Source organism: Streptomyces sp. NPDC002577 (genome assembly GCF_053594815.1).
Genome location: NZ_JBSFWK010000006.1, coordinates 127,580 through 148,253 on the forward strand (window position 1 = coordinate 127,580; position 20,674 = coordinate 148,253).

A 20,674-nucleotide genomic window follows, 5' to 3' on the forward strand; every position below is an offset into this window, starting at 1 on the left:
GTACAACGAATTACATGACTGAAGCTGTTGTGTTGTCCGCCTGCCGTACCGCCATCGGAACGGCCCGCAAGGGTTCACTGCGTGAGGTGAGCGCCTTCGATCTCGCCACGGTGGTGGTCCGTGAGGCCGTTCAACGGGCGTGCCTGCCACCTGAGTTGATCGACGACGTGATCCTGGGGGAGTCACTGGCCGGTGGCGGGGACATCGCCCGCTACGCCGCCCTGGAAGCGGGACTGAGCCATGTGCCCGGCCTGGCGCAGAACCGGCACTGCGCGTCCGGGCTCGCCAGCGTGGCCACGGCCGCGGCGGGCATCCGGGCCGGGATGGACCGGGCGGTCGTCGCGGGCGGAACCCAGTCGACCTCCACCGCGCCGGTGTCCCGGTGGCGGATCCCGGGCACCGACGACTGGCTGGAGCCCTGGAACTCGCCGTCCCACGTGTCCACCCCACAGGCGCCCCACAACGACATGTCGATCCTCGTCGGATGGAACACCGCCCGTCTGGCCGGCGTGTCGCGGCAGGAGATGGACGCGTGGGCGCTGCGCTCGCACGAGCGCGCGCTGCGGGCCATCGACGCGGGATGGTTCGCCGATGAGACGGTCCCGGTCAAGGTGACCGACCGGGACGGGGCGGCATCGGTGTTCGAGGTCGACGAACACCCGCGGCGTGGCACCAGCATGGAGAAGCTGGCGGCGCTCAAGGTGCTGCACCCCGAGATCGAGGGCTTCTCCATCACGGCCGGCAACTCCAGCGGGGTGAACGACGGATCTGCCGCGCTCGTCGTCGCCGATGCCGCGATCGCCGCCGACCACGGCATCGCGCCGCTGGCGACGATCCGCTCCTGGGCGTCCGTCGGTGTCGACCCGGTCGAGACGGGCCTGGCCCCGATCGCCGCCATCTGCAAGGCACTCGACCGCGCGGGGATCGGCGTCGGCGATGTCGACCTGTTCGAGATCAACGAGGCGTTCGCCTCGGTCGCCGTGGCCGCCACACGGGAGCTGGGACTCGACCCGGAACGGGTCAACCCCTTCGGCAGCGGCTGCAGCCTCGGACACCCGATCGCCACGACCGGGGCCCGCATGGTCACCACGCTCGCCCACGCACTGCGCCGCCGGGGCGGCGGAACGGCGGTCGCGGCGATGTGCGCCGGTGGCGGCATGGGCTCGGCCCTGGTGCTGACGGCCTGAGCGCGGCCGGTGCGGGTGATGAGGAGACGGTTCGGTATCGGCAGTGACCCAGGAGGATGGATGGACGGCATCGACGTGGCTCGGTACGGGCTGCGCGCCGTGGTCGGCGGCACGATGATCGCGCATGGCCTGCGCCACGGCCGCACGCTCGACGGCACCACGCAATGGTTCCGCTCCGTGGGGTTCCGCGGGGCGCGGCTGCAGGCCGCGGCGAGCGCCGCCGTCGAGGTGGGCGCGGGCACCGCCCTGCTGGCCGGGGCGGCGACCCCGCTGGCCGCCTCGGCCGTCGTGGGCACGATGGGCGTCGCCGCCCGCTCGGTGCACCTGCCGCACGGATTCTTCGTGACGGACGAGGGCTACGAGTACGTCCTCAACCTCGGCGCGGCGGCCGTGGCGCTCGCCGCGCTCGGGCCCGGACGGCTGAGCGTGGACCGGGCGTTGGGGCTCGACGGCAGGCTCGGCGGCCGCCGCGGGGCCGCTGTCGCGGCAGGACTCGGGCTCGCTGCGGCGGCCGCGCAGCTGGGTGTCTTCTGGCGGCGCCCGCGACCGCAGGCGGATGCCCTCGACCCGGCCGATGGCCCCGCGCCGACCTCGGCCTGAACCCCGTGCCGTGCCGGCCGTGCCTCCGGCCGGCACGGCACGGGGGCACGGCCGGGGGCCGAGCTTCAGGTCAGTGAGAGGTCAGCGCTCATCGGGGCGATGGCCCTCCTGATCACGCTCCGACAGCGGCGTCGGGGCGCAGATGGGTCTTCGAGGTGCTGCTCACGTCCCATCCCTGGGCCTTGGCGCGCAGCGCTCCGACAGTGGCCTGTTCACGAGGGATGTGCGTGAACGGGTCGAACTGGTAGTGCTTCAGGGCGTTGAGGTGGGTGATCTTGTTGATCTCGTCGTCGCTCACGCCGCCGAGGTAGCGCATCACCGACTCCGGAGCCTTCGGCCAGGTCGTGTCGGAGTGCGGGTAGTCGCATTCCCAGGAGATGTTGTCGATGTTCATCCGGTGCCGGTTCTCGACGCCGACCTCGTCGTCGATGAAGCAGAGCAGGACGTTCTCGCTGAACAGCTCGGACGGCAGGCGGTCGCCCAGGTTCAGGCCGGTCCAGTGCTGGGTGTGCTGGTAGAGGTAGTCGATCCGCTCCAGGAAGTACGGGATCCAGCCGATCCCGCCTTCGGACAGGGCTACCTTCAGGTGGGGGAACCTCAGGAACAGCCGGCTCCACACCAGGTCGCTCGCCGCCTCGATCGACCCGATCGGCGACAGCGAGTAGATGAGTTCCACCGGCGCGTCCGGGGAGGTCGACGGCACCTTCGAGTTGGACCCGATGTGCATGCACACGACGGTGCCCTCGTCCTCGCAGGCCTTCCAGAACGGATCCCAGTGGTCCTGGTAGATGCTCGGGAGTCCCAGGTCGTACGGGTTGGAGGTGAAGGTCACCGCGTGGCAGCCCTTCTTCGCGACCCGCCGCACCTCGGCGGCCGCGAGCTCCGGGTCCCACAGGATCGGGATCGCCAGGGGGATGATCCGGCCGGGGTAGGTTCCGGCCCACTCGTCGATGTGCCAGTCGTTGTACGCGCGGACCATCGCGGCCGACTGGTCGCGGTCGCCGTTCTCCAGGAACAGCGCGCCGGAGAAGCGCACGAAGGACGGGAAGCACATGGACCCCAGCATGCCGTTGGCGTCCATGTCCTTGATGCGGGTGTGGATGTCCCAGCAGCCGGGCCGCATCTCCTCCAGACAGACCGGGTCCATGCCCCACTCGGACTTGGGACGGCCCACCACGGACTGCACGGCCGGGTTGGGGACGACGGTGTCCTCGTACAGCCACGCTATGGTCCCGTCGTCGCGGGTGACGAAGCGGGGGGCGGCGTCGGCGTACTTCGCCGGAACGCGTCCCTCGAAGAGGTGAGGGGGCTCGATCACGTGGTCGTCGACGCTCACGAGGATCAGATCGTCGATGTTCACAGGGGTGCCAGCCTTTCGTTGACGAGGTGCTTTCTTTTCGCGGGGCACGGGTGCCGGTACGGGAACAGCCGCCGGCGCCCGTGCCTAGGAAGCGGGTTCGGGGGATATTCCTCCGGTCGCGGGCTTGCGGCCGTGCTTCATCAGAAGGGCGGCGCAGAGGGCGAGTACGAAGACACCGGCGCAGATGCCGTATGCCACCCGGAAGCCCACTTGTCGGAAGAAGACATAGGTGCCGTCCGCGGTGATCGCCTTCTCGACGAACTTGTCGGGCACGGCCCCGACCGCCGCGGTGGCGATGCCCGCCAAGATTCCCTGGACGGTGTAGCTGAAGCCCGCCGCCACACCCTGGACCTCGGGCGAGACGGCCTCGATGAGCAGGTTGGCGGCGCCCGAGACGGAGCACCCCATCCCCAGGCCCATGACCACCCCGGCCACCGAGACCATGGCGGGCTTGTCCACCAGGTGCGTGGCGATCATCGCGGTGGCGACGCAGCCCAGCACGGCCGCCGCGACGACGGCCGACCGAGGCCCGATACGGCGGCTCAGCCAGCCGGAACCGAAGCCGCCGACCATCGCCATGACGCCGTAGGGCACGCCCCAGTACCAGGAGAGTTCAGTGCCGGTGAACGCCAGCCCGGGGTCGGTACTGCCCTGCACGGTGGGGGAGCGGAACATCTCCGGGATGAGCACGCCGTTGAGGCCGCCGTAGGTGAAGGCGAGGAGGCCGGCCACGATCAGCGTGGTGTAGACCGTTGGTCGCCGCAGCAGTTCGAGCGGAATCATCGGGTGCCGACGCCTTGAGATGGTGACGAAGAAGCCGACGAACGCGAGCACCCCGAAGATCGCGAGGTACACGAACCGTCCGCCCTCGAAGGACAGGGCGAGCAGGCCGGCCCCGGCCCCTAGCAGGAGCGCGCTGAGCAGGTCGAATTGTTGTGGGGTGCGCACGTCCGACTCGGGCACGAGGGCGAGGATCACCGCACCCACGACGGCGGCGTAGACGATCAGGAACCAGAAGGTCGAGCGGAACCCATAAGCGTCGAGGAGGTGCCCGCCGATGACGGGACCGACGATGGCGCCGAATCCGGTGCCGACCCCGACGCCGCCGACAGCCAGCGGTACCAGGTTCTTCGGCAGCAGGTCGCGTATGAGGCCGTAGACGATCACGGCCGCGCCGATACTGCCCGCCTGCAGCCCTCGGCCCACAAGGAGCATCGGGAAGTGGGAGGTGGTCGCGCAGATGAGGGAGCCGACGAGGAAGGCCGCGATGACGCCTGTCAGGACGCGCTTCTTGCCGACGATGTCCGCCAGCTTGCCCAGAAGGGGCACGACAGCCGCTGCTACCAGGAGCGGAGTGGTGAACACCCAGGTGACGTTCGTCGTGCGGAAGGCGGTAGCCATTTCCGGGATTCCGGGGGAGACCACGATGAACTCGAAGGCCGCGAGCTCGGTGATGAGGGTGAGCATCGCGACGATGAACAGGTAGTAACCAGTGGAACGCCCTGGGGGATCGCCGGCTGGTTCGGCCGGTTCGGATGGTGTGGGCCGCACCCGGAACTGTTCTGGCATTCGAATTCCCATCCGTCAGCGATTCCGGCGGTTCAGCTGCGGAACCGCCGGAAAAGACCAGGAGAGTGCGAGATGTTCGGTCAGTCGATCGGGTCGCCGCTTCGGTCTGATGCGGGCCGGATGCCGGCTGTGCATCCCCGTCCCTGGAACCTCAGCCGGACATGTGCGTCGGTCAGGGTGGTCGCCGTGGACAGCGTAAGGTGGACTGCCCGCCACGAAGTCCTATTGAGGATCCTCTTTCGGGAACGCCTCAGCATGGCACTGCACTTGGGGCGACAGCAACCCCCGCGTACACGAGTAATGCGGTGCCCTGATACGGCCGGCCGACGGCCGCGCCCTCACCGTGGGGCGTCCGCTCTCCTCGGCATCCACTCGGCCTGCGCGCGGAAGCCCCGTCGACTCTCGGGCGAATGACCGAGAACAGAGCACTCTTCTAGGGTCCTTGGTCAGCTGGTTGCGCTGAGGTGCTGCGCGTTCGCATATAAGCGTATACTCTTTTAGCCTCTGGTGATCCGGGACGACTCCGCGGAGGATGCTGCGATGAAGCCGCGCGTAGGACAGACGCTTGTCAGCACCGTCGACACGACGACCGTGATAGTGGTCCGTTGGCCGGACAAAGAACTGGAGGTCACCTGCGGCGGGGCGCTGATGGTCGACGCACGCGAGCCGGGTGCCGGTGCCGGTGGCACGGCCGATCCCGCGCAGATGGGCGGCTCGCAGCTCGGCAAGCGCTACGCGGACGACGAGCAGGGTGTGGAGCTGCTGTGTGCCAAGCCTGGACCGGGAACGCTCGCGGTGAACGGCACCCCGCTACCGCTCAAGGCCGCCAAGCCGCTGCCGGCCTCTGACTGACACTGCACTGAACCGACCTGACACCGACTCGACGCAGATCGGATACGGATACAACTCATGGGCACAGGAGGAGGGGCGGGGTGTCGATGAACGTCGCGATGCTGCTGGACATGGCAGCCGAGGGATTCGGCGAGCGGATCGTGGTCGGGCCCGAACGGGATGGCCTTTCGGCCGCACGACTGAGCGAACTGGCCAGCGGCGGAGCCGAGTTGATCCGCGCTGCCGGCGCTGACGCGCTGGTGTACCTCGCGGTCAACGGTCCGGCCTTCCCCGTGGCGCTGTTCGCCGCGGCCCGTGCCGGAGTGCCGCTCGTGCCCGTCAACTACCGCCTGGGCGGCGAGCAGCTGGACGCGCTCCTCGCCAACCACCCGCGCGCTCTGGGTATTGCGGGCCCGCAGCAGTCCGAGGCGCTGGGCCGCGCCGGGGTGCCGGTCCGCAGCTCGCAGGAGTGGCTGGCGGACGCGGCTGCCGCGGCCGTGGAAACGAAGACGACCGAGGCCGACAATCCCGACGCTCCCGCCGTGCTCATCTACACGAGCGGTACGACATCCGCCCCGAAGGGTGTGGTCCTCAGCCACCACAACCTGGTCTCCTATGTGCTGGGCACCGTGGAGTTCGCGGCGGCAGAGGCGCAGGAGGCGGCGCTGGTGAGCGTGCCCCCGTACCACATCGCGGCCGTCTCCAACGTCCTCACGAACCTGTACGCGGGGCGCCGCGCCCTCACCCTGGAACACTTCACGCCCGGCGGCTGGCTCGCACTCGTACGCGAGCAGCGGGTCACCCACGCGATGGTCGTGCCGACGATGCTCGCCCGCATCATGGACGGCGAGGACCTCGACCGGTCGGTGCCCTCGCTGCGGGCGCTCGCCTACGGCGGGGCGAAGATGCCGGTGCGGGTGATCGAGACCGCGCTGGGTGCCTGGCCGGACGTGGACTTCGTCAACGCCTACGGGTTGACCGAGACGTCCTCCACCATCGCGGTCCTGGGGCCCGAGGAACACCGGGCCGCCGTCACGAGCGGCGATCCGCAGGTCCGGGCGCGGCTCGGCTCCGCCGGGCGGCCCGTTCCCACGATCGAGCTGGAGATCCGGGACCCGGGCGGCGACCCGGTGGCGGCAGGCGAGGCCGGACAGATCTGGGTGCGCGGTGAACAGGTCTCCGCCCGATACGCGGGGCAGGGATCCACCGTCGACGAGCGCGGCTTCTTCCACACCCGCGACCAGGGCTTCCTCGACGCCGACGGCTACCTCTACGTCGGGGGCCGGCTCGACGACACCATCATCCGCGGCGCCGAGAACATCGCCCCCGCGGAGATCGAGGACGTTCTGCTGCGCCACCCCGAGGTGCTCGACGCCGTCGTGGTCGGCGTGCCCGACGAGGAGTGGGGCGAGCGGATCGAGGCCGTGGTGGTGCCCCGCGCCGGGGGCGAGGTCGACACCGAGCAGCTGAGGGACATGGTCCGCGGGGCGCTGCGCGGCTCCAAGACCCCCGACCGTATCGCCTGTTGGCCCGAGCTGCCGAGGACACCGACCGGAAAACTCCTGCGCCGTGACGTCGTGGCCGGGCTGACCGCCCCGGAGCACGCACAGCGCTCGTGAGCGGCGCGGCCGACATTCCCACCGCCCCGTCCGGGGCCCGACCTAAGGACACGGCTGTGCCGCTGCCTGCTGACCGACCGCTTCCGCTGCGGCTGCGCCGCGTACTGGACACCGCGCCGGAGGCGACCGCGCTGACCTTCGAGGATCGCGCCTTCCCGTGGGCGTACCTGCGGCGCGGAGTCGACGAGCTCGACCGGCTGCTCGCCGCGGCCGGTGCCCCCGACGCCCATCGCATCGGGATCGTGCTGCGTAACAGGCCCGGGCCGATGGCCGCGCTGGTCGCGACCGTCGCCACCGGGCGCGAGGTCGTGGTGCTGAGCCCCTTCCACGGCGATGTCGCGCTCGCGGAGGACATCGCCGGGCTCGCGCCGCAGGTCGTGGTGGCCGACGCCGAGGACTGGGACCGGGACGGGGTGGCCGACGCGGTCGCCCGGATCGCCGCGGTTCCCCTGGAAGCGGGCGAGGGAGAGTGGCCACTGACCCCGCGCCAGGCTGACCGGCCGCCCGCTCCGCTTCCCGCGGAGCGCGGGGACGTCGCCGTTCTCATGCAGACCAGCGGTACGACGGGCAAGCCCAAGCGGGTCGAACTGACCTACGCCAAACTCACCGCGGCGTTCGAGGCCTCGGGCACGCCGGTCTCCTCGGCCGAGGTGCGGCTGCGCGACCACCCCTCCATCGTGTGGACGTCGCTGGTCCACATCGGCGGGCTCTACTTCGTGCTCGCGAACGTCGCGGCCGGACTGCGGACCGCCCTCCTGGAGCGTTTCGACGTACACCAGTGGGCCGAGCTCGTGCGGCGGACCAGGCCGCGGCGGATCCGTCTCGCGCCCGCCGCGCTGCGCATGGTGCTGCAGTCCGACCTGCCGGACGACCTGTTCGACGGGGTCGAGTCGGTGTCCTCCGGAACGGCCCCGCTGTCCCCCGAGGACGCCGAGCGGTTCACCAAGCGGTTCGGGGTCCCGGTCCTGTCGGTCTACGGCGCCACGGAGTTCGCCGGCGCGATCGTGGGCTGGGACCTGCCGTTGCACCGGGAGTGGGGCAAGACGAAGCGGGGGAGCGTGGGGCGGCCCTTTCGCGGGGTGACGGTGCGCGTCATCGACCGGGCGACGGGTGAGCCGCTTCCGGCCGACGCCGTGGGCATCCTCGAAGCCAGGGGAGCGCAGCTGCCCGGCGACAGCTGGGTGCGCACCACCGACCTCGCCAGCGTCGACGAGGACGGGTTCCTCTACATCCACGGGCGCGTGGACGACGCGATCAACCGCGGCGGGTTCACGATCGTCCCGACCGTGATCGAGGACGCCCTGCGCGCGCACCCCGCCGTGCGGGACGCGTCCGCGGTCGGCATGCCCGACGAGCGGCTCGGCGAGGTGCCCGTCGTCGCCGTGACGCTGCGCGACGGGGCGCTCCGCCCGGCCGCCGAGCAGCTGCGGACATGGCTGGCGCAGCGGCTCGCCCGCTATCACCTGCCCACCGAGATCAAGATTGTCGACGAGCTGCCCCGCACGCCGTCGATGAAGGTCAGCCGCCCCGACGTACAGGCCCTGTTCGAACCGGCCCGACACACCTCCGCCTGACGGGAGTCGAACGCATCATGAGCACCGCGACCGGCAGCCAGGAGCTGCTGCGGGAACTGACCGAGCGCACCGAGGCCGCGGTCCGGGGCTGGGCCCCGCAGGCCCGGGTCGAGGGCGTCGAACCCCTCACCGGCGGCACATCGAGCCTCACCTACGTGGCCACCCTGTCCGGTGCGCCGGCCGGGCACGAGCGGGTCGTGCTCAAGGTGGCTCCGCCGGGTCTCGAACCGGTACGCAACCGGGACGTGCTGCGGCAGGCACGGCTGATGCAGACCCTGGCCGGGCGGCGCGGCGTGCGCGTGCCTGCCGTCCTGTTCGCCGACGAGGGCGAACCTCCGGCTGTTCCGCCCTTCGTGGCCATGGAGCTGGTGCTGGGGGAGTGCGTCGAACCGGTGCTCACCCCGCGCGGGACCGTCCCGGCCGGCCAGGTCCGCGCCCGCGCCCTGGACGCCGTACGGATGCTCGCGGACCTGCATCGCGTCGACCCGCGGCGTACGGTGCTCGCGGCAGAGCCGGTGGTGTCACTCGGCTCCGAGATCGACCGCTGGACCCGGGCCTTCTCGACCGTCGCCGAGGACCTGCGCACCGGACACGAGGCGGTCGCGCGGCGCCTGCACGCGACCCGACCGACCCCCATGGCACCGGTGTTCACGCACGGCGACTACCGCCTGGGCAACACCCTGTGTGACGGGGACCGGGTCACCTCGATCATCGACTGGGAGATCTGGTCGCTCGGCGATCCACGGGTGGACGTGACCTGGCTGACCTTCTTCACCGACGAGGCCCGGCACCCGGCGTCCGTCTCGGACGAGCCCACCGGCATGCCGGGCAAGGCGGAGCTGGTCGACGCCTACCAGGAGGCGCGCGGGGAGCCGCTGCGGGACCTGGCCTGGTTCGAGGCGCTGACCAAGTACAAGGAGTCAGCCGCGACCGCGCTGCTCATCAAACGCGGCCGCAAGGCGGGAGAGCTGAACGCGATGCACCGGCGCATGCTGCCCGCACTGCCGGTGCTCCTGGACGAGGCGATGGAGTTGCTGGGCTGAGCTTGACGTACAACCTCGGCGGTTATGTGCGTTCCTTGATCGATTCGGTGCGTTTGACGGTCTTTCCGACGTCATGAAGCTGGGCCCGGTACGGGTGTTTGAGGCACAAGGTTCGAATCCGGTGCTGTGCAGAGCCTCGGAGCCTCGATCTGTGGGGCGAAACATTCTCCCTTGTGACCGTGACCGTGTTCTTGAGATGCCGCAGGACGTGTGGGCGTGGCTGCCACCCGACCACCTGAGAACATCCAGACCCACGGCGGCATCGGCTACACGTGGGAACTGTGATTGAGCATGCGAGTTGGCACCGCTCGCCGACTTGCATGCTCAGTCGGAATTCCGCCGTGGGAGGCGGAATGCGCATCGAACGGGGTGCGTGACGGGTTTGCCTCGTCGGGTTCAGAGGCGGGCGACGAGGCGACCGGCGACCTTGCCGGTGCGCAGGTCTTCGAGGCCGGCGGGGATGTCGTCGAAGGAGATCTCCGTGGTCTGGGGGGCCAGATCGCCGCTCTTCATCAGCTGGTAGAGGGCGGCAATGTCTTCCCTGGTGCCTCCGATCGAACCGAGGTAGTTGACGTGGCTGACGACCATCATCGTCGTGTCGACGGTGGCCTGTCTCCGGGCGAGTCCGACCTGGACGACGGTACCGTCGAAGCGGACGGCCTTGATGGCCGCGTCCGTGGTGGAGCCGAAGCCGGCGTAGTCGACGATGAGGTCGAAGCCCGTGCCGGCCCACTCGGTGGCGTCGGCGACGACTTCTGTGACACCGAGGGAGCGGGCCATGTCCCAGGCACTCTGCTTGGGTTCGGCCACGTGCACCTCGGCGCCGAGCAGGACGCCGACGCGGGCGGCGATCTGGCCCAGGCCGCCGAGGCCGATGACGCCGACCTTCATGCCTGCCCTGAGGGCGCCGCGGACGACGAGGGCGTGGTAGGAGGTCATGCCGGCGTCGGTGGCCACGGCGCCGTAGGCGATGTCGAGCTCGTCCGGGATCCGTACGAGGTCGTTGGCAGAGCCGAGGTAGTACTCGGCGAATCCGCCGTCGTGTCCGTAGCCCGGGGAGACCTCGTTGGCGGCCGGGCCGTGGGAGCCGGGGGTGCCGGCACTGGCCGTGGGGCAGACACCGACGCGGTCACCGGTCGTCCACTCGGTGACGCCGTCGCCGACGGCCCTGACGGTGCCGGCGATCTCGTGGCCCAGGGTGATCGGCGTCTTGACCAGGCTGGCGGACCCGTGCGCGTCGTACATGCTTCTGATGTCGGACTGGCACAGGCCGGCCGCGCCGACCTTCAGAAGTACCTGTCCGGCGCCGGGCTGGGGGATCTCCAGTTCGGCCAGCTGCAGTGGCTTGCCGGTCCCGGTGAACTGCCATGCCTTCATATGGAATTTCCCTTCGTCCTTCGTTGCGCCCGCTGCGGGGATTTTCCGCACCGGGCAGGTCTGCAGGGGTACCGTCGCGTGGTTGCCGCATGTGCCGCACCTGTCCGGACGGCTGTGCCGCACCGAGCGGTGGCCAGACGCGGGGAGCGATGTACACCGTCGAACCGACAGACCCCTGTAGTCGGTGAGCCTGTGCCGCTGCCCGGGTGCCACGTCAGGTGGGGCTGTGATCGCTACCAACCATCCAGACGGGCAGCTGCGCGAGCATGCGCTCCGTGAAGGTTTCGCGCTGCACCGGGCCCCCTGGCGACTCCCTTTAACCGTTCCGGGCCACAGGCCCGGCGCTCGCCACGATCCCCTTCACCGAGGCCACCGTCACCGCAGCCCCCGACGAGGACGGCACGTACACCGTCGCCTGGAAGGCCCCCGGCATACGTCATGTCATCATCAGGGCCAACGACCGTACGGTGGCCGGCGGGCGGTTCCGAGGGTTCGGTCACGGTCGCAGGGCTGCCCGCCGCGGGCCGCCAGTGGTTCACTCTCACGCCGTCCCGTGGCCGGTCGCTGCGCCTCGCCGACCGTCTGATCAAGCTCGAAGGCACGGTCAACTGCCGCTCTGCTCACCGCCCTCGGCGTCCCCCGCTCCACCGTCATGCCCGACTACCTGGCCAGCAACGTCTATCGTGCCGAGGCACGCGCGCGCTCAAGCAGGAGCTGCTCGGCGGCTGAAGCCACTCGGCCCCACCCTGTGGGGCGCCCGCAGGGTCATGACGGGGCGTCACGAGGTCGTGACTGCGGTCGTGGAAACGCAGACGGCAAGTCCGCAAAGACAACAGCGTCCGAGTGCCTGGCCATGCCCCCGGTCGGGCGCGCGATGTCCGGCACGCACGCTCACCGTGTCGTCGAAGAGCCCTCGTAGCTGTGCTCCGAGGGCTCTTCGACGCCTTGCGATCGCATCACGCACCAGACGCCGCGCGCTGGTCCGGGCCCGGGACACGCCCCGAGCCCGGACCTCGCGGGGCGCGTCCGTCAGCGCGGCGCCATCCTGATCGCGCCGTCGAGGCGGACGGTCTGGCCGTTCAGATACGGGTTCTCCAGCATGTCGACGGCGAGCCGGGCGAAGTCGTCCGGCTCGCCGAGCCGCTTGGGGTGCGGCACCGTCGCGGCCAGGCCGTCGCGGATGTCGGCGCGCAGCCGGCCCAGCATCGGGGTGTCCATGATGCCGGGGGCGATGGTGTTCACCCGGATCTGCCAGCTCGCCAGGTCGCGGGCGGCGACCAGCGTCATGCCGTGCACCCCGGCCTTGGCCGCGGTGTACGAGGTCTGGCCGATCTGTCCGTCGAACGCGGCGACCGACGCGGTGAGCACGATCGCGCCGCGGTCACCGTCGTCCAGGACGTCGTTCTCCGCGATGCGGGAGGCGGCCAGGCGCAGCACGTTGTACGTGCCGACCAGGTTGACCCGGACGACCTCGGCGAACGTGGCGAGTTCACCGGGGGTCCGGTCCTTGCCGATGATCCGCGTACGGTCTCCGCCGCGGCCCGCGCAGTGCACCACGCACCGCAGCGGGCCGTGCTCCCGCGCCGCGTCGAGGGCGGCCGTGACCTCGGCCTCGTCGGTGACGTCAGCGCGCACGAACCGCGCCGCGTCGCCGAGGTCGGCGACGGCTTTGGCACCCTGCTCCTCGGAGATGTCGGCGATGACCACCCGCCCGCCGCCGTCGATGATCCGGCGCGCGGTGGCCAGGCCGAGCCCTGAGGCGCCGCCGGTGACGAGGGCGGAGGAACCGTCGATGCGCATGCGTGAAACTCCTTACAGACCGAGGGACTTGCTGATGATGGTCTTCATGACCTCGCTGGTGCCGCCGTAGATGCGGCTCACCCGGGCGTCGGCGTACAGTCGGGCGATCGGGTACTCGAGGATGTAGCCGTACCCGCCGTGCAGTTGCAGGCAGCGGTCGACGACGCGCCCCTGTGTCTCGGTGCAGAACAACTTCGTCCGTGCCGCGTCGACGCCGCTCAGTTCATGTGCGACGAGCGCCGTGATCGACGCGTCGAGCAGGGCCTGGGCGGCCTCCAACTCCGTCGACATCGCGGCGAGTTCGAACTTCGTGTTCTGGAAGTGGGCGACCGGTTTGCCGAACACCTTCCGGTCGCGTACGTAGGTGATGGTCATGTCGATGGCCGCGCGGGTCTGGGCCACCGCGCCGACCGCGATGGCGAGTCGCTCCTGTGCGAGGTTGCGGCCGAGGAGGGAGAACGCGGTGCCCTCCTCGCCGAGCAGGTTCGCGGCGGGAACCCGGACGTCGGCGAAGGACAGCTCGACGGTGTCCTGGGTGGTCAGCCCGATCTTCTCCAGCTTGCGGCCCACGGTGAAGCCGGGCATGCCCTTCTCCACCACGAGCAGCGACAGGCCGCCGCGCCGGTTGTCAGGATCGGTGGAGGTGCGGGCCACGACGATCACCAGATCGGCGTGGTGGCCGCCGGTGATGAAGGTCTTGGAGCCGTTCAGCACGTAGTGGTCGCCGTCACGGACCGCCGTCGTGGCGATGCCGGCGAGGTCGGAGCCCGTGCCCGGCTCGCTCATCGCGATCGCCGTGTACAGCTCGCCGGACGCCAGCCCCGGGAACCAGCGGGCCCGCTGCTCGGCGTCGGCGAAAGCCGTGAAGTACGGCAGCACCACGTCCAGGTGCGTGCGCAGACCGCCCAGGGTCACGCTCGCGCGGGCGCACTCCTCCTGGATGACCACGTTGTAGCGGTAGTCGTCCTGGCCACCGCCGCCGTACTCCTCGGGCAGCGACGTGCCGATGATGCCGAGCTTGCCGAGCGAGGTGAACAGCTCGCGCGGGACGAGTCCGGCGTGCCGCCATTCCTCGTAGCGGGGCACGACCTCGCGTGCGAGGAAGTCGCGTACCAGGAGGCGGAAGTCCTCGTGGTCCTGGGTGAACAGCGTGCGACGCAAGGGGAGTTCCTCCGGGGATGCAATGGACGGGTGGATGCGGCCCGGTCCGGGGGCGGGCCGCACCCCCGGACCGGGCCGCGGCTCGGGAGCGAGTCAGAACGTGATGGTCCGGGCCGGCTTCCGGGACGTGTCGAACCCGGCGACATCGGCCGGCGTGCCGCCGAGGACGGCACGCGCACACCGCTCGATCTGGGCGACCGCCCCGGGTACGGCGGTGAGGGGGATGGCTGCCGTCGGCCGCAGCCGGTCGCGGTGCGGGAGGAAGTGTTCGACGAGGTAGTCGTTCCAGGCACGGACCACGCCATGTTGCCTCCCTCGACGTTCACTCGGAACCCGATGACTGGATGGCGCTGCCGGGAAGAGTATCAGTTATTGCATTCCGTGAGCTCGGTCATGCGAGCTAGAATCCCGCATATCACGGTGATTGGCGAGAGGTGTTCGCCTCCGGCCTTCAATAGAGGAGACTGATTGATGACTTCCGGAGGTACGGGTCCGCTGGCGGGCTGCCGGGTGGTCGAGCTCGGCGGCATCGGCCCCGGGCCGTTCGCCGGGATGTTCCTCGCCGACCTGGGCGCCGAGGTGGTGCGCGTCGACCGGCCCGAGTCGGTGGGCGAGGAGGGCCGCGGCGGGGCCGCGGATGTCCTCAACCGGGGCAAGCGGTCGGTGGCGATCGACCTCAAGCATCCCGCCGGCAGAGAGGCCCTCCTCGAACTCGTCGAACGTGCCGACGTGTTGATCGAGGGCTACCGACCCGGCGTCACCGAACGCCTCGGCGTCGGCCCCGACGTGTGCCGGGCCCGCAACCCCCGGCTGGTGTACGGGCGGATGACCGGCTGGGGCCAGGACGGACCGCTGTCGGCCGCGGCGGGACACGACATCACCTACATCGCCCTCACCGGGGCCCTCGGTGCGATCGGCGCCGCCGGCGGGCCGCCGCAGATCCCGCTCAACCTCCTGGGCGACTTCGGTGGCGGCGGCTGCTACCTGGTGATCGGCATCCTGGCGGCGCTGCGCGTGACCGAACGTACCGGCGCGGGGCAGGTGGTCGACGCGGCCATCGTCGACGGCACCGCGCACCTGCTCGCGAGCACCTTCGCCAAGCTCGCCCGCAGCGCCTGGAGCGACGAGCGCGGCGTCAACCACCTGGACGGCGGGGCGCCGTTCTACTCCGTCTACGCGACGAAGGACGGCCGGTACGTCGCCGTCGGCGCGCTGGAGCCCAAGTTCTACCGGCGCCTTCTCGGTCTGCTCGAACTCGACGTCGACCCGGACCGGCAGCAGGACCGCACCACTTGGCCCACGCTGCGTGAGCTCCTGGCGGAGCGGTTCGCGCAGCGCACGCGCGACGAGTGGGCGGCGCTGTTCGAGGGGACCGACGCCTGCGTGGCGCCCGTCCTCGGCCTCACCGAGGCCGCCTCGCATGCACACCTGGCGGCGCGCGGAACCGTCCTCGCCCAGGGCGGTGTCGTGCAGCCGGCCCCGGCGCCGCGCTTCTCGACGACCCCGTCGGTCGCGGGCGCACCGGCGTCGGCCGTGGGCGCCGACACCCGCGCCGTACTGAGCGACTGGGGCGTCGACGGCGTCGAGGAGCTCTTCGAACGCGGTGCCGTCGGAATCGGCCGGACCGGCCTGACGGGCCCGCCCGCACCACCGCATCACGACCACCGGGCCGCTGCGCAGCGCGGCGGACCCGAGGACCCGAGCGAGAGGAACCGTTCATGAGGGACGCCGTCATCGTCGACGCCGTACGCACCCCGATCGGCAAGCGCAACGGCTCACTGGCGGGCATCCACGCCGCCGACCTGTCCGCCCAGGTGCTCAACGCGCTGGTCCAACGCACCGGGGTGGACCCCGCCACCGTCGACGACGTGATGTGGGGGTGTGTGACCCAGATCGGCGACCAGTCGAGCAACATCGGCCGCTTCGCCGTCCTCGCGGCCGGCTGGCCCGAGCACGTCCCCGGCGTGACGATCAACCGGGCCTGCGGCTCCAGCCAGCAGGCCGTCGACTCGGCGGCCCACGCCGTGATGGCCGGACAGTACGACCTGGTCGTCGCGGGTGGTGTGGAGACCATGACCCGGGTGCCCCTCGGCTCGCACCGCACGACCGGCCAGCCGTACGGGCCCAAGGTGCTGGCCCGCTACGAGGGCGCCGAGCTCAACCAGGGCGTCGGGGCCGAACTCATCGCCGAGCGCTGGGGGCTGAGCCGACAGCGGCTCGACGAGTACGCGGCCGCCTCCCACGCGAAGGCCGCGGCGGCCATCGACGACGGCGTCTTCGACGACCACGTCGTGCCCGTCGACGTCGACGGCGACAAGTTCACCGTCGACGAAGGACTGCGGCGCGGCACGTCGCCCGAGACCCTGTCCGGCCTCAAGCCGCCGTTCAAGCCCGACGGCGTGATCCACGCGGGCAACTCCTCCCAGATCTCCGACGGCGCGGCGGCTCTGCTCATCACGACGCGAGAGCGGGCCCGCGAACTGGGACTCACCCCGATCGCCCGCTACCACTCGGGCGCGGTGAGCGGAGCGGACCCGGTCACGATGCTGACCGGCCCGATCCCTGCGACGGCGAAGGTGCTGAAGCGGGCCGGGCTGAGCATCGACGACATCGGCGCCTTCGAGGTCAACGAGGCCTTCGCGCCGGTCCCGCTGGCCTGGCTGGCCGACACCGGAGCCGACCCGGAGCGACTCAACCCGCTGGGCGGGGCGATCGCGGTCGGACACCCGCTCGGCGCCTCCGGCGCCATCTTGATGACGCGGCTGCTCGCCCGGATGCGCAGCCGGAACCTGCGTTACGGGCTGCAGACGATGTGCGAGGGCGGCGGGACCGCGAACGCGACCGTCATCGAGCTGCTGAGCTGACGCGGACGCGGACGTGCCGAAAGGCCGGTGGGTGAGACAGGGACTCCGTCTCACCCACCGGCCTTTCGGTATGCGGCGCGATCGGCCGCGATCAGAACTGCGGCTGCTGCGGCCGCCGTTGCACGATCGCCCCCGCGTCCACCCGCAGCTGCTGTCCGGTGATGTACCGGGACGCGTCGGAGACGAGGAACAGCACTGCCTCGGCGATGTCCTGCGGCTCCACGTAGGGCAGGCCCATCGCTGTCATCACGTGGAAGGCGGGCAGGGCGTCCTCGCGGGTCGGGTTCTCCAGGTCCGGGCGGAACTCCCGGTACATCGAGGTGTTGTTGAGCATGTCGGTGTTGGTGTTCGTCGGGTGCACGGCGTTCGCCCGGATCCTGCGCGGGGCGAGCGCCACGGCGAGGTCGTTGACGAATGCGGCCGCCGTGCGCTTGGAGAACGAGTAGCCGAGCTTGCCGAAGTCAGGCCTGTCGGCCATGTCGGCGGACGGCATCAGCGCCGCGGTCGAGCCGGTCACCACGACCGCACCGCCGTCGGACAGATGCGGCAGCGCCGCCTGCACCGCGTGCACCACGCCGTGGAAGTTGACGGCGATCGCGTCGATGAAGGCGCCTGCCTCGGGCCGGCCGAGAGGGGCGATCCCGGCCTGGGCCACCACGGCGTCGAGCCGGCCCAGCCGCTCCACGCCCTCGTCGACCGCCGCCTTCAGCGCCGCCGCGTCCCGCACGTCCGCGGTCACGGCCACGATCCTGCGGCCCAGCTTCTCCACCAGCCGTACGGTCTCGTCCAGGTCGGCGCGGCTGCCCAGGGGATAGTCGACGCTGTCGATGTCGTCGCAGATGTCGACCGCGATGATGTCAGCGCCCTCCTCGGCCAGGCGCACCGCGTGGGCGCGGCCCTGCCCACGAGCCGCGCCGGTGATGAAGACGACTTTGTCCTGTACCTGGCCCATCAGGGACCCCTTTCACACGTTCACGCGTTCACATGTTCAGATCGAGCTGCGGTCGCTACCAGCCGACGAGTTGGTCGAGGAGCAGCGACGTGGTCGAGAAGTAGTCGCCGTAGCCGCCCTTGAAGAACAACAGCGGGGTCTTCGCCGACGCGACGTGCAGGTCCTTGACCCGCCCGACGACCAGGTCGTGGTCGCCGATCGTGACGACGTCCTCAATGGCGCAGTCCACCCAGGCGACGACCCCGTCGAGAACGGGATTTCCCGACGGGGACGTCTCCCAGGCCACGCCGGCGAACCGGTCGGTCCCCCTGGCCGCCAGTTTCCGGCTGAGGTTCTCCTGGTCGGCCGCGAGCGCGTTCGCGCAGTAGCGCCCGGCGGCCTTGATCTTCGGCAGCGTTCCGGACGAGCGGTCCGCGAGGAACGACACCAGTGGCGGGTCGAGGGAGACGGACGTGAAGGAGCCCACGACCATCCCCTCCGGACGGCCCTCGGGCCCCGTCGCGGTGATGGCGACGACGCTCGTGGGGAAGTGGCCCAGCACGTCTCGAAACCGCCGGCCGTCGTAGCCCGTGCTCACGTCCGTCCCCATCTCAGATCAGCGCCTGCATCGGAACCGGCACCTCAAGTCCCATCTGGGCAAGGGAATCGGCGTGATAGGTGGCACCCGGTACATGGATCATGTGCTGCAGGCCCACGTGCGCGTCGCGCCACAGCCGCTGGATGGGGTTGTCGCGCCGGATGACGTTCCCGCCGGAGCGCGCGAAGATCTCGTCCAGCGCCGCGACCGCCCGCCACGCGCAGCGGACCTGGTTGCGCCGGATCGTCGTGCGGTCCTCGACGCTCACCGTCTCACCCGCGTCAAGACGGTCGTACAAGCGGCTGACACCGTCGATGAGCTGGACCCTGGAGGCCGCGATCTCCGCGGCGGCCTCGCCGGTGGCGTAGAGCGCGTACGGATCGTCACGGACCTGGACGCCGGTCACCGCGACACGGTCGCGCTGGAGGTCGAGGTGAGCGGCGAGCGCGCCTTCGCAGATACCGATCACGGCCGCCGTGATGCCGAGCGGGAACATCGTCGTGAACGGCAGCTTGTGCACGGTCTCGGTGGCGCCGTTGCGCTCGGCCGCCGTCCCGGTCTTGATGTCCTCCTGGTCGACCGTCCGGTACTCAGGGATGAAGGCATTGGTGACGACGACGTCCTTGCTGCCCGTGCCCGACAGGCCGATGACGTCCCAGGAGCCGTCGATGATCTCGTAGTCCGAGCGGGGCAGGACCACGTGCAGGACCTTCACCGGCGCGGCCGGCTTGCCCTTGCCGTCGCCGGCCAGCGCTCCGAGGAAGACCCAGTCGCAGTGGTCGGTCCCGGACGAGAACGGCCAGCGCCCGTTGAGTATGTAGCCGCCCTCGACCGGTTCGGCGATCCCGTTCGGCATGTACGGGGAGGCGATCCAGGTGTCCTGGTTCTCGCCCCAGATCTCCTGCGCGAGCCGCGGGTCCATCTGCCCGACCTCCCACGGATGGACCCCGACGACACCGGCCACCCAGCCTGCGGCGCCGTCGTGCCGTGCCAGCGCCATCACCGCCTCCGCGAAGTCCCGCGGGTGGACCGAATACCCGCCGAACTTCGCCGGCTGCAGCAGACGCATGACGCCCGCAGAGCGCATCAGGCCCACGGTCTGTTCGCTCAGCTTGCCGAGGCGTTCATTCTTCTCGGCGAGTCCCGCCAGCTGCGGGCCCAACTCCTCGATCCGGTCGATCACTTCATGCGCCATGACGCGCACCTCCTGCTTCGTCCGTCTTACGGGTGAGGAACTCGAGCGCGACGCGTTCGAACTCGTCCTTCCGCTCGATCTGCACCCAGTGCCCGCACCGCGCGAACGTGTGCAGCTCGACCTCGGGGAGCTGGCGGGTCGCGAAGTGGGCCTGATCGTAGGGGAGCATGCGGTCGTCGCGACCCCACAGCAGTAGCGTCGGTGTGGAGACCGTCGCCGCCCGCGTCCACAACGGCGTGTACTTCGCCTGGAGTTGAGGTGCGAACATCGAACCGAGGATCGCCCTGGTCCGGTCGATCACCCCGTCGGCGGTGGCGTTGCGCATGCGTTCGTCGAGGAGCTCGTCGGTGATGCGGCTCTGATCGTGGACCATCGTGCGGATCCATCCGCGCATGCGCTCACGGGTGGGGTCGTCGAGGAACTCGAACAGGCGAAGGAAGCCCTCGCTGGGCTCGGGCGCGAACATGCTGACCGACAGGCCGCCCGAGCCCATCAGAGCCATCCTGCGCACCCGCTCGGGGTACTGGACCGCCAGCTCCGCGGCGACGGCCCCGCCCATCGAGTTCCCGACGAACACCGCCGACTCGATGCCGAGTTCGTCCATGAAGCGGGCCACCAGGCGTGCCGCGACCACCGGATAGACCTCGTCCAGCTTGGGCAGGTCGCTGCCGCCGAAGCCCGGCAGGTCGGGCATGACCGTGCGGAAGTGCTCGGCGAACACCGGGAGGTTGTGGCGGAAGTTGGACCAGGCGGTGACCCCGGGACCCGATCCGTGGAGCATGAGCAGTGGCTCGCCCTCGCCCGCCTCGTGGTAGGCGAAGGTGAGGCCGTCGACGTCCCGGGTCGACCGCGTCGCTTCGTAGGTGGTGCCATGTGTCGTGTCTGTCGTGCTGGTTGAGCTTGTGGTGCTTGTCATGCGCGGCCCTCTCGGCTCGGGTTTGTTCACAGGCACTGAGCTGCGCGGC

19 protein-coding genes are annotated in these 20,674 nt (G+C 70.4%); 9 read left to right on the forward strand and 10 right to left on the reverse strand.

Going from position 1 to position 20,674, the window contains the following annotated elements:
- Window positions 1-14: 14 nt before the first annotated feature.
- Together ACWD4J_RS11325 and ACWD4J_RS11330 are read left to right on the forward strand one after the other, a co-directional pair.
- Window positions 15-1,187 (forward strand): thiolase family protein, encoded by a 1,173-nt coding sequence (locus ACWD4J_RS11325; protein WP_451395089.1) that lies wholly within the window; start codon window positions 15-17, stop codon window positions 1,185-1,187.
- 60 nt (window positions 1,188-1,247) lie between these two features.
- Window positions 1,248-1,787 carry a DoxX family protein gene (locus ACWD4J_RS11330; protein ID WP_451395090.1) on the forward strand — a complete coding sequence of 180 codons (540 nt, stop codon included), beginning with the start codon at window positions 1,248-1,250 and terminating at the stop codon, window positions 1,785-1,787.
- Window positions 1,788-1,899: 112 nt separating this feature from the next.
- Here ACWD4J_RS11330 and ACWD4J_RS11335 read toward each other — a convergent pair whose 3' ends face one another.
- The gene (locus ACWD4J_RS11335; protein ID WP_451395091.1) at window positions 1,900-3,147 is read right to left on the reverse strand and encodes an amidohydrolase family protein; all 1,248 of its coding nucleotides are present in this window, start codon (window positions 3,145-3,147) and stop codon (window positions 1,900-1,902) included.
- 84 nt (window positions 3,148-3,231) lie between these two features.
- Complete coding sequence (locus ACWD4J_RS11340) at window positions 3,232-4,716, reverse strand: MFS transporter (protein WP_451395092.1); 1,485 nt, start codon at window positions 4,714-4,716, stop codon at window positions 3,232-3,234.
- A gap of 540 nt (window positions 4,717-5,256) precedes the next feature.
- Between ACWD4J_RS11340 and ACWD4J_RS11345 the strand changes: the two genes are divergently transcribed.
- From ACWD4J_RS11345 to ACWD4J_RS11360, 4 genes are all read left to right on the forward strand, one after another.
- Window positions 5,257-5,568, forward strand: coding sequence for a hypothetical protein (locus ACWD4J_RS11345; RefSeq protein ID WP_451395093.1), 312 nt, complete (start codon window positions 5,257-5,259; stop codon window positions 5,566-5,568).
- Window positions 5,569-5,654: 86 nt separating this feature from the next.
- On the forward strand, window positions 5,655-7,166 hold the full coding sequence (locus tag ACWD4J_RS11350; RefSeq protein ID WP_451395262.1) for a class I adenylate-forming enzyme family protein: 1,512 nt from the start codon (window positions 5,655-5,657) through the stop codon (window positions 7,164-7,166).
- A gap of 56 nt (window positions 7,167-7,222) precedes the next feature.
- The gene (locus ACWD4J_RS11355) at window positions 7,223-8,740 is read left to right on the forward strand and encodes a class I adenylate-forming enzyme family protein (RefSeq protein WP_451395094.1); all 1,518 of its coding nucleotides are present in this window, start codon (window positions 7,223-7,225) and stop codon (window positions 8,738-8,740) included.
- A gap of 17 nt (window positions 8,741-8,757) precedes the next feature.
- Window positions 8,758-9,783: a phosphotransferase family protein gene (locus ACWD4J_RS11360; protein WP_451395095.1), complete on the forward strand. Its 1,026-nt coding sequence runs from the start codon at window positions 8,758-8,760 to the stop codon at window positions 9,781-9,783.
- Between the two features lie 396 nt (window positions 9,784-10,179).
- Here ACWD4J_RS11360 and ACWD4J_RS11365 read toward each other — a convergent pair whose 3' ends face one another.
- Window positions 10,180-11,160, reverse strand: coding sequence for a zinc-binding dehydrogenase (locus ACWD4J_RS11365; protein WP_451395096.1), 981 nt, complete (start codon window positions 11,158-11,160; stop codon window positions 10,180-10,182).
- A 652-nt stretch (window positions 11,161-11,812) separates the two neighbouring features.
- Here ACWD4J_RS11365 and ACWD4J_RS11370 point away from each other — a divergent pair.
- Window positions 11,813-12,079, forward strand: coding sequence for a hypothetical protein (locus ACWD4J_RS11370; RefSeq protein WP_451395097.1), 267 nt, complete (start codon window positions 11,813-11,815; stop codon window positions 12,077-12,079).
- A gap of 110 nt (window positions 12,080-12,189) precedes the next feature.
- Here ACWD4J_RS11370 and ACWD4J_RS11375 read toward each other — a convergent pair whose 3' ends face one another.
- From ACWD4J_RS11375 to ACWD4J_RS11385, 3 genes are all read right to left on the reverse strand, one after another.
- Window positions 12,190-12,960, reverse strand: a complete 771-nt coding sequence (locus ACWD4J_RS11375) for an SDR family NAD(P)-dependent oxidoreductase (protein WP_451395098.1) — start codon at window positions 12,958-12,960, stop codon at window positions 12,190-12,192.
- 12 nt (window positions 12,961-12,972) lie between these two features.
- Window positions 12,973-14,121, reverse strand: coding sequence for an acyl-CoA dehydrogenase family protein (locus tag ACWD4J_RS11380; RefSeq protein WP_451395099.1), 1,149 nt, complete (start codon window positions 14,119-14,121; stop codon window positions 12,973-12,975).
- A gap of 93 nt (window positions 14,122-14,214) precedes the next feature.
- A complete protein-coding gene (locus ACWD4J_RS11385) occupies window positions 14,215-14,421 on the reverse strand; it encodes a hypothetical protein (RefSeq protein WP_451395100.1) in 207 nt (68 codons plus the stop codon).
- Between the two features lie 171 nt (window positions 14,422-14,592).
- Here ACWD4J_RS11385 and ACWD4J_RS11390 point away from each other — a divergent pair, with 171 nt between their 5' ends.
- Window positions 14,593-15,843: a CaiB/BaiF CoA transferase family protein gene (locus ACWD4J_RS11390; RefSeq protein ID WP_451395101.1), complete on the forward strand. Its 1,251-nt coding sequence runs from the start codon at window positions 14,593-14,595 to the stop codon at window positions 15,841-15,843.
- Window positions 15,840-16,985, forward strand: coding sequence for a thiolase family protein (locus ACWD4J_RS11395; RefSeq protein ID WP_451395102.1), 1,146 nt, complete (start codon window positions 15,840-15,842; stop codon window positions 16,983-16,985). Before ACWD4J_RS11390 ends, ACWD4J_RS11395 begins: the two co-directional genes overlap by 4 nt.
- A 91-nt stretch (window positions 16,986-17,076) precedes the next feature.
- On the opposite strand, the gene ACWD4J_RS11400 is transcribed toward ACWD4J_RS11395, so the two are convergent.
- Genes ACWD4J_RS11400 through ACWD4J_RS11415 form a run of 4 tightly spaced genes read right to left on the reverse strand, consistent with a single transcriptional unit; the run spans window position 17,077 to window position 20,625 of the window.
- Entirely contained in the window at window positions 17,077-17,937 is an 861-nt protein-coding gene (locus tag ACWD4J_RS11400; protein WP_451395103.1) for a mycofactocin-coupled SDR family oxidoreductase, read from the reverse strand.
- 55 nt (window positions 17,938-17,992) lie between these two features.
- A complete protein-coding gene (locus ACWD4J_RS11405) occupies window positions 17,993-18,514 on the reverse strand; it encodes a flavin reductase family protein (protein ID WP_451395104.1) in 522 nt (173 codons plus the stop codon).
- Between the two features lie 13 nt (window positions 18,515-18,527).
- Window positions 18,528-19,709 (reverse strand): hydroxylase, encoded by a 1,182-nt coding sequence (locus ACWD4J_RS11410; RefSeq protein WP_451395105.1) that lies wholly within the window; start codon window positions 19,707-19,709, stop codon window positions 18,528-18,530.
- Window positions 19,699-20,625: an alpha/beta fold hydrolase gene (locus ACWD4J_RS11415; protein ID WP_451395106.1), complete on the reverse strand. Its 927-nt coding sequence runs from the start codon at window positions 20,623-20,625 to the stop codon at window positions 19,699-19,701. Before ACWD4J_RS11415 ends, ACWD4J_RS11410 begins: the two co-directional genes overlap by 11 nt.
- Window positions 20,626-20,674 lie beyond the last annotated feature (49 nt).

Bases quoted from the DNA above. Each gene is read 5' to 3' on its own strand.
- ACWD4J_RS11325 (WP_451395089.1), top strand. From the start codon at position 15: ATGACTGAAGCTGTTGTGTTGTCCGCCTGCCGTACCGCCATCGGAACG.
- ACWD4J_RS11330 (WP_451395090.1), top strand. From the start codon at position 1,248: ATGGACGGCATCGACGTGGCTCGGTACGGGCTGCGCGCCGTGGTCGGC.
- ACWD4J_RS11340 (WP_451395092.1), bottom strand. From the start codon at position 4,716: ATGCCAGAACAGTTCCGGGTGCGGCCCACACCATCCGAACCGGCCGAA.
- ACWD4J_RS11345 (WP_451395093.1), top strand. From the start codon at position 5,257: ATGAAGCCGCGCGTAGGACAGACGCTTGTCAGCACCGTCGACACGACG.
- ACWD4J_RS11350 (WP_451395262.1), top strand. From the start codon at position 5,655: ATGAACGTCGCGATGCTGCTGGACATGGCAGCCGAGGGATTCGGCGAG.
- ACWD4J_RS11360 (WP_451395095.1), top strand. From the start codon at position 8,758: ATGAGCACCGCGACCGGCAGCCAGGAGCTGCTGCGGGAACTGACCGAG.
- ACWD4J_RS11365 (WP_451395096.1), bottom strand. From the start codon at position 11,160: ATGAAGGCATGGCAGTTCACCGGGACCGGCAAGCCACTGCAGCTGGCC.
- ACWD4J_RS11370 (WP_451395097.1), top strand. From the start codon at position 11,813: ATGCCCGACTACCTGGCCAGCAACGTCTATCGTGCCGAGGCACGCGCG.
- ACWD4J_RS11375 (WP_451395098.1), bottom strand. From the start codon at position 12,960: ATGCGCATCGACGGTTCCTCCGCCCTCGTCACCGGCGGCGCCTCAGGG.
- ACWD4J_RS11390 (WP_451395101.1), top strand. From the start codon at position 14,593: ATGACTTCCGGAGGTACGGGTCCGCTGGCGGGCTGCCGGGTGGTCGAG.
- ACWD4J_RS11395 (WP_451395102.1), top strand. From the start codon at position 15,840: ATGAGGGACGCCGTCATCGTCGACGCCGTACGCACCCCGATCGGCAAG.
- ACWD4J_RS11400 (WP_451395103.1), bottom strand. From the start codon at position 17,937: ATGGGCCAGGTACAGGACAAAGTCGTCTTCATCACCGGCGCGGCTCGT.
- ACWD4J_RS11410 (WP_451395105.1), bottom strand. From the start codon at position 19,709: ATGGCGCATGAAGTGATCGACCGGATCGAGGAGTTGGGCCCGCAGCTG.
- ACWD4J_RS11415 (WP_451395106.1), bottom strand. From the start codon at position 20,625: ATGACAAGCACCACAAGCTCAACCAGCACGACAGACACGACACATGGC.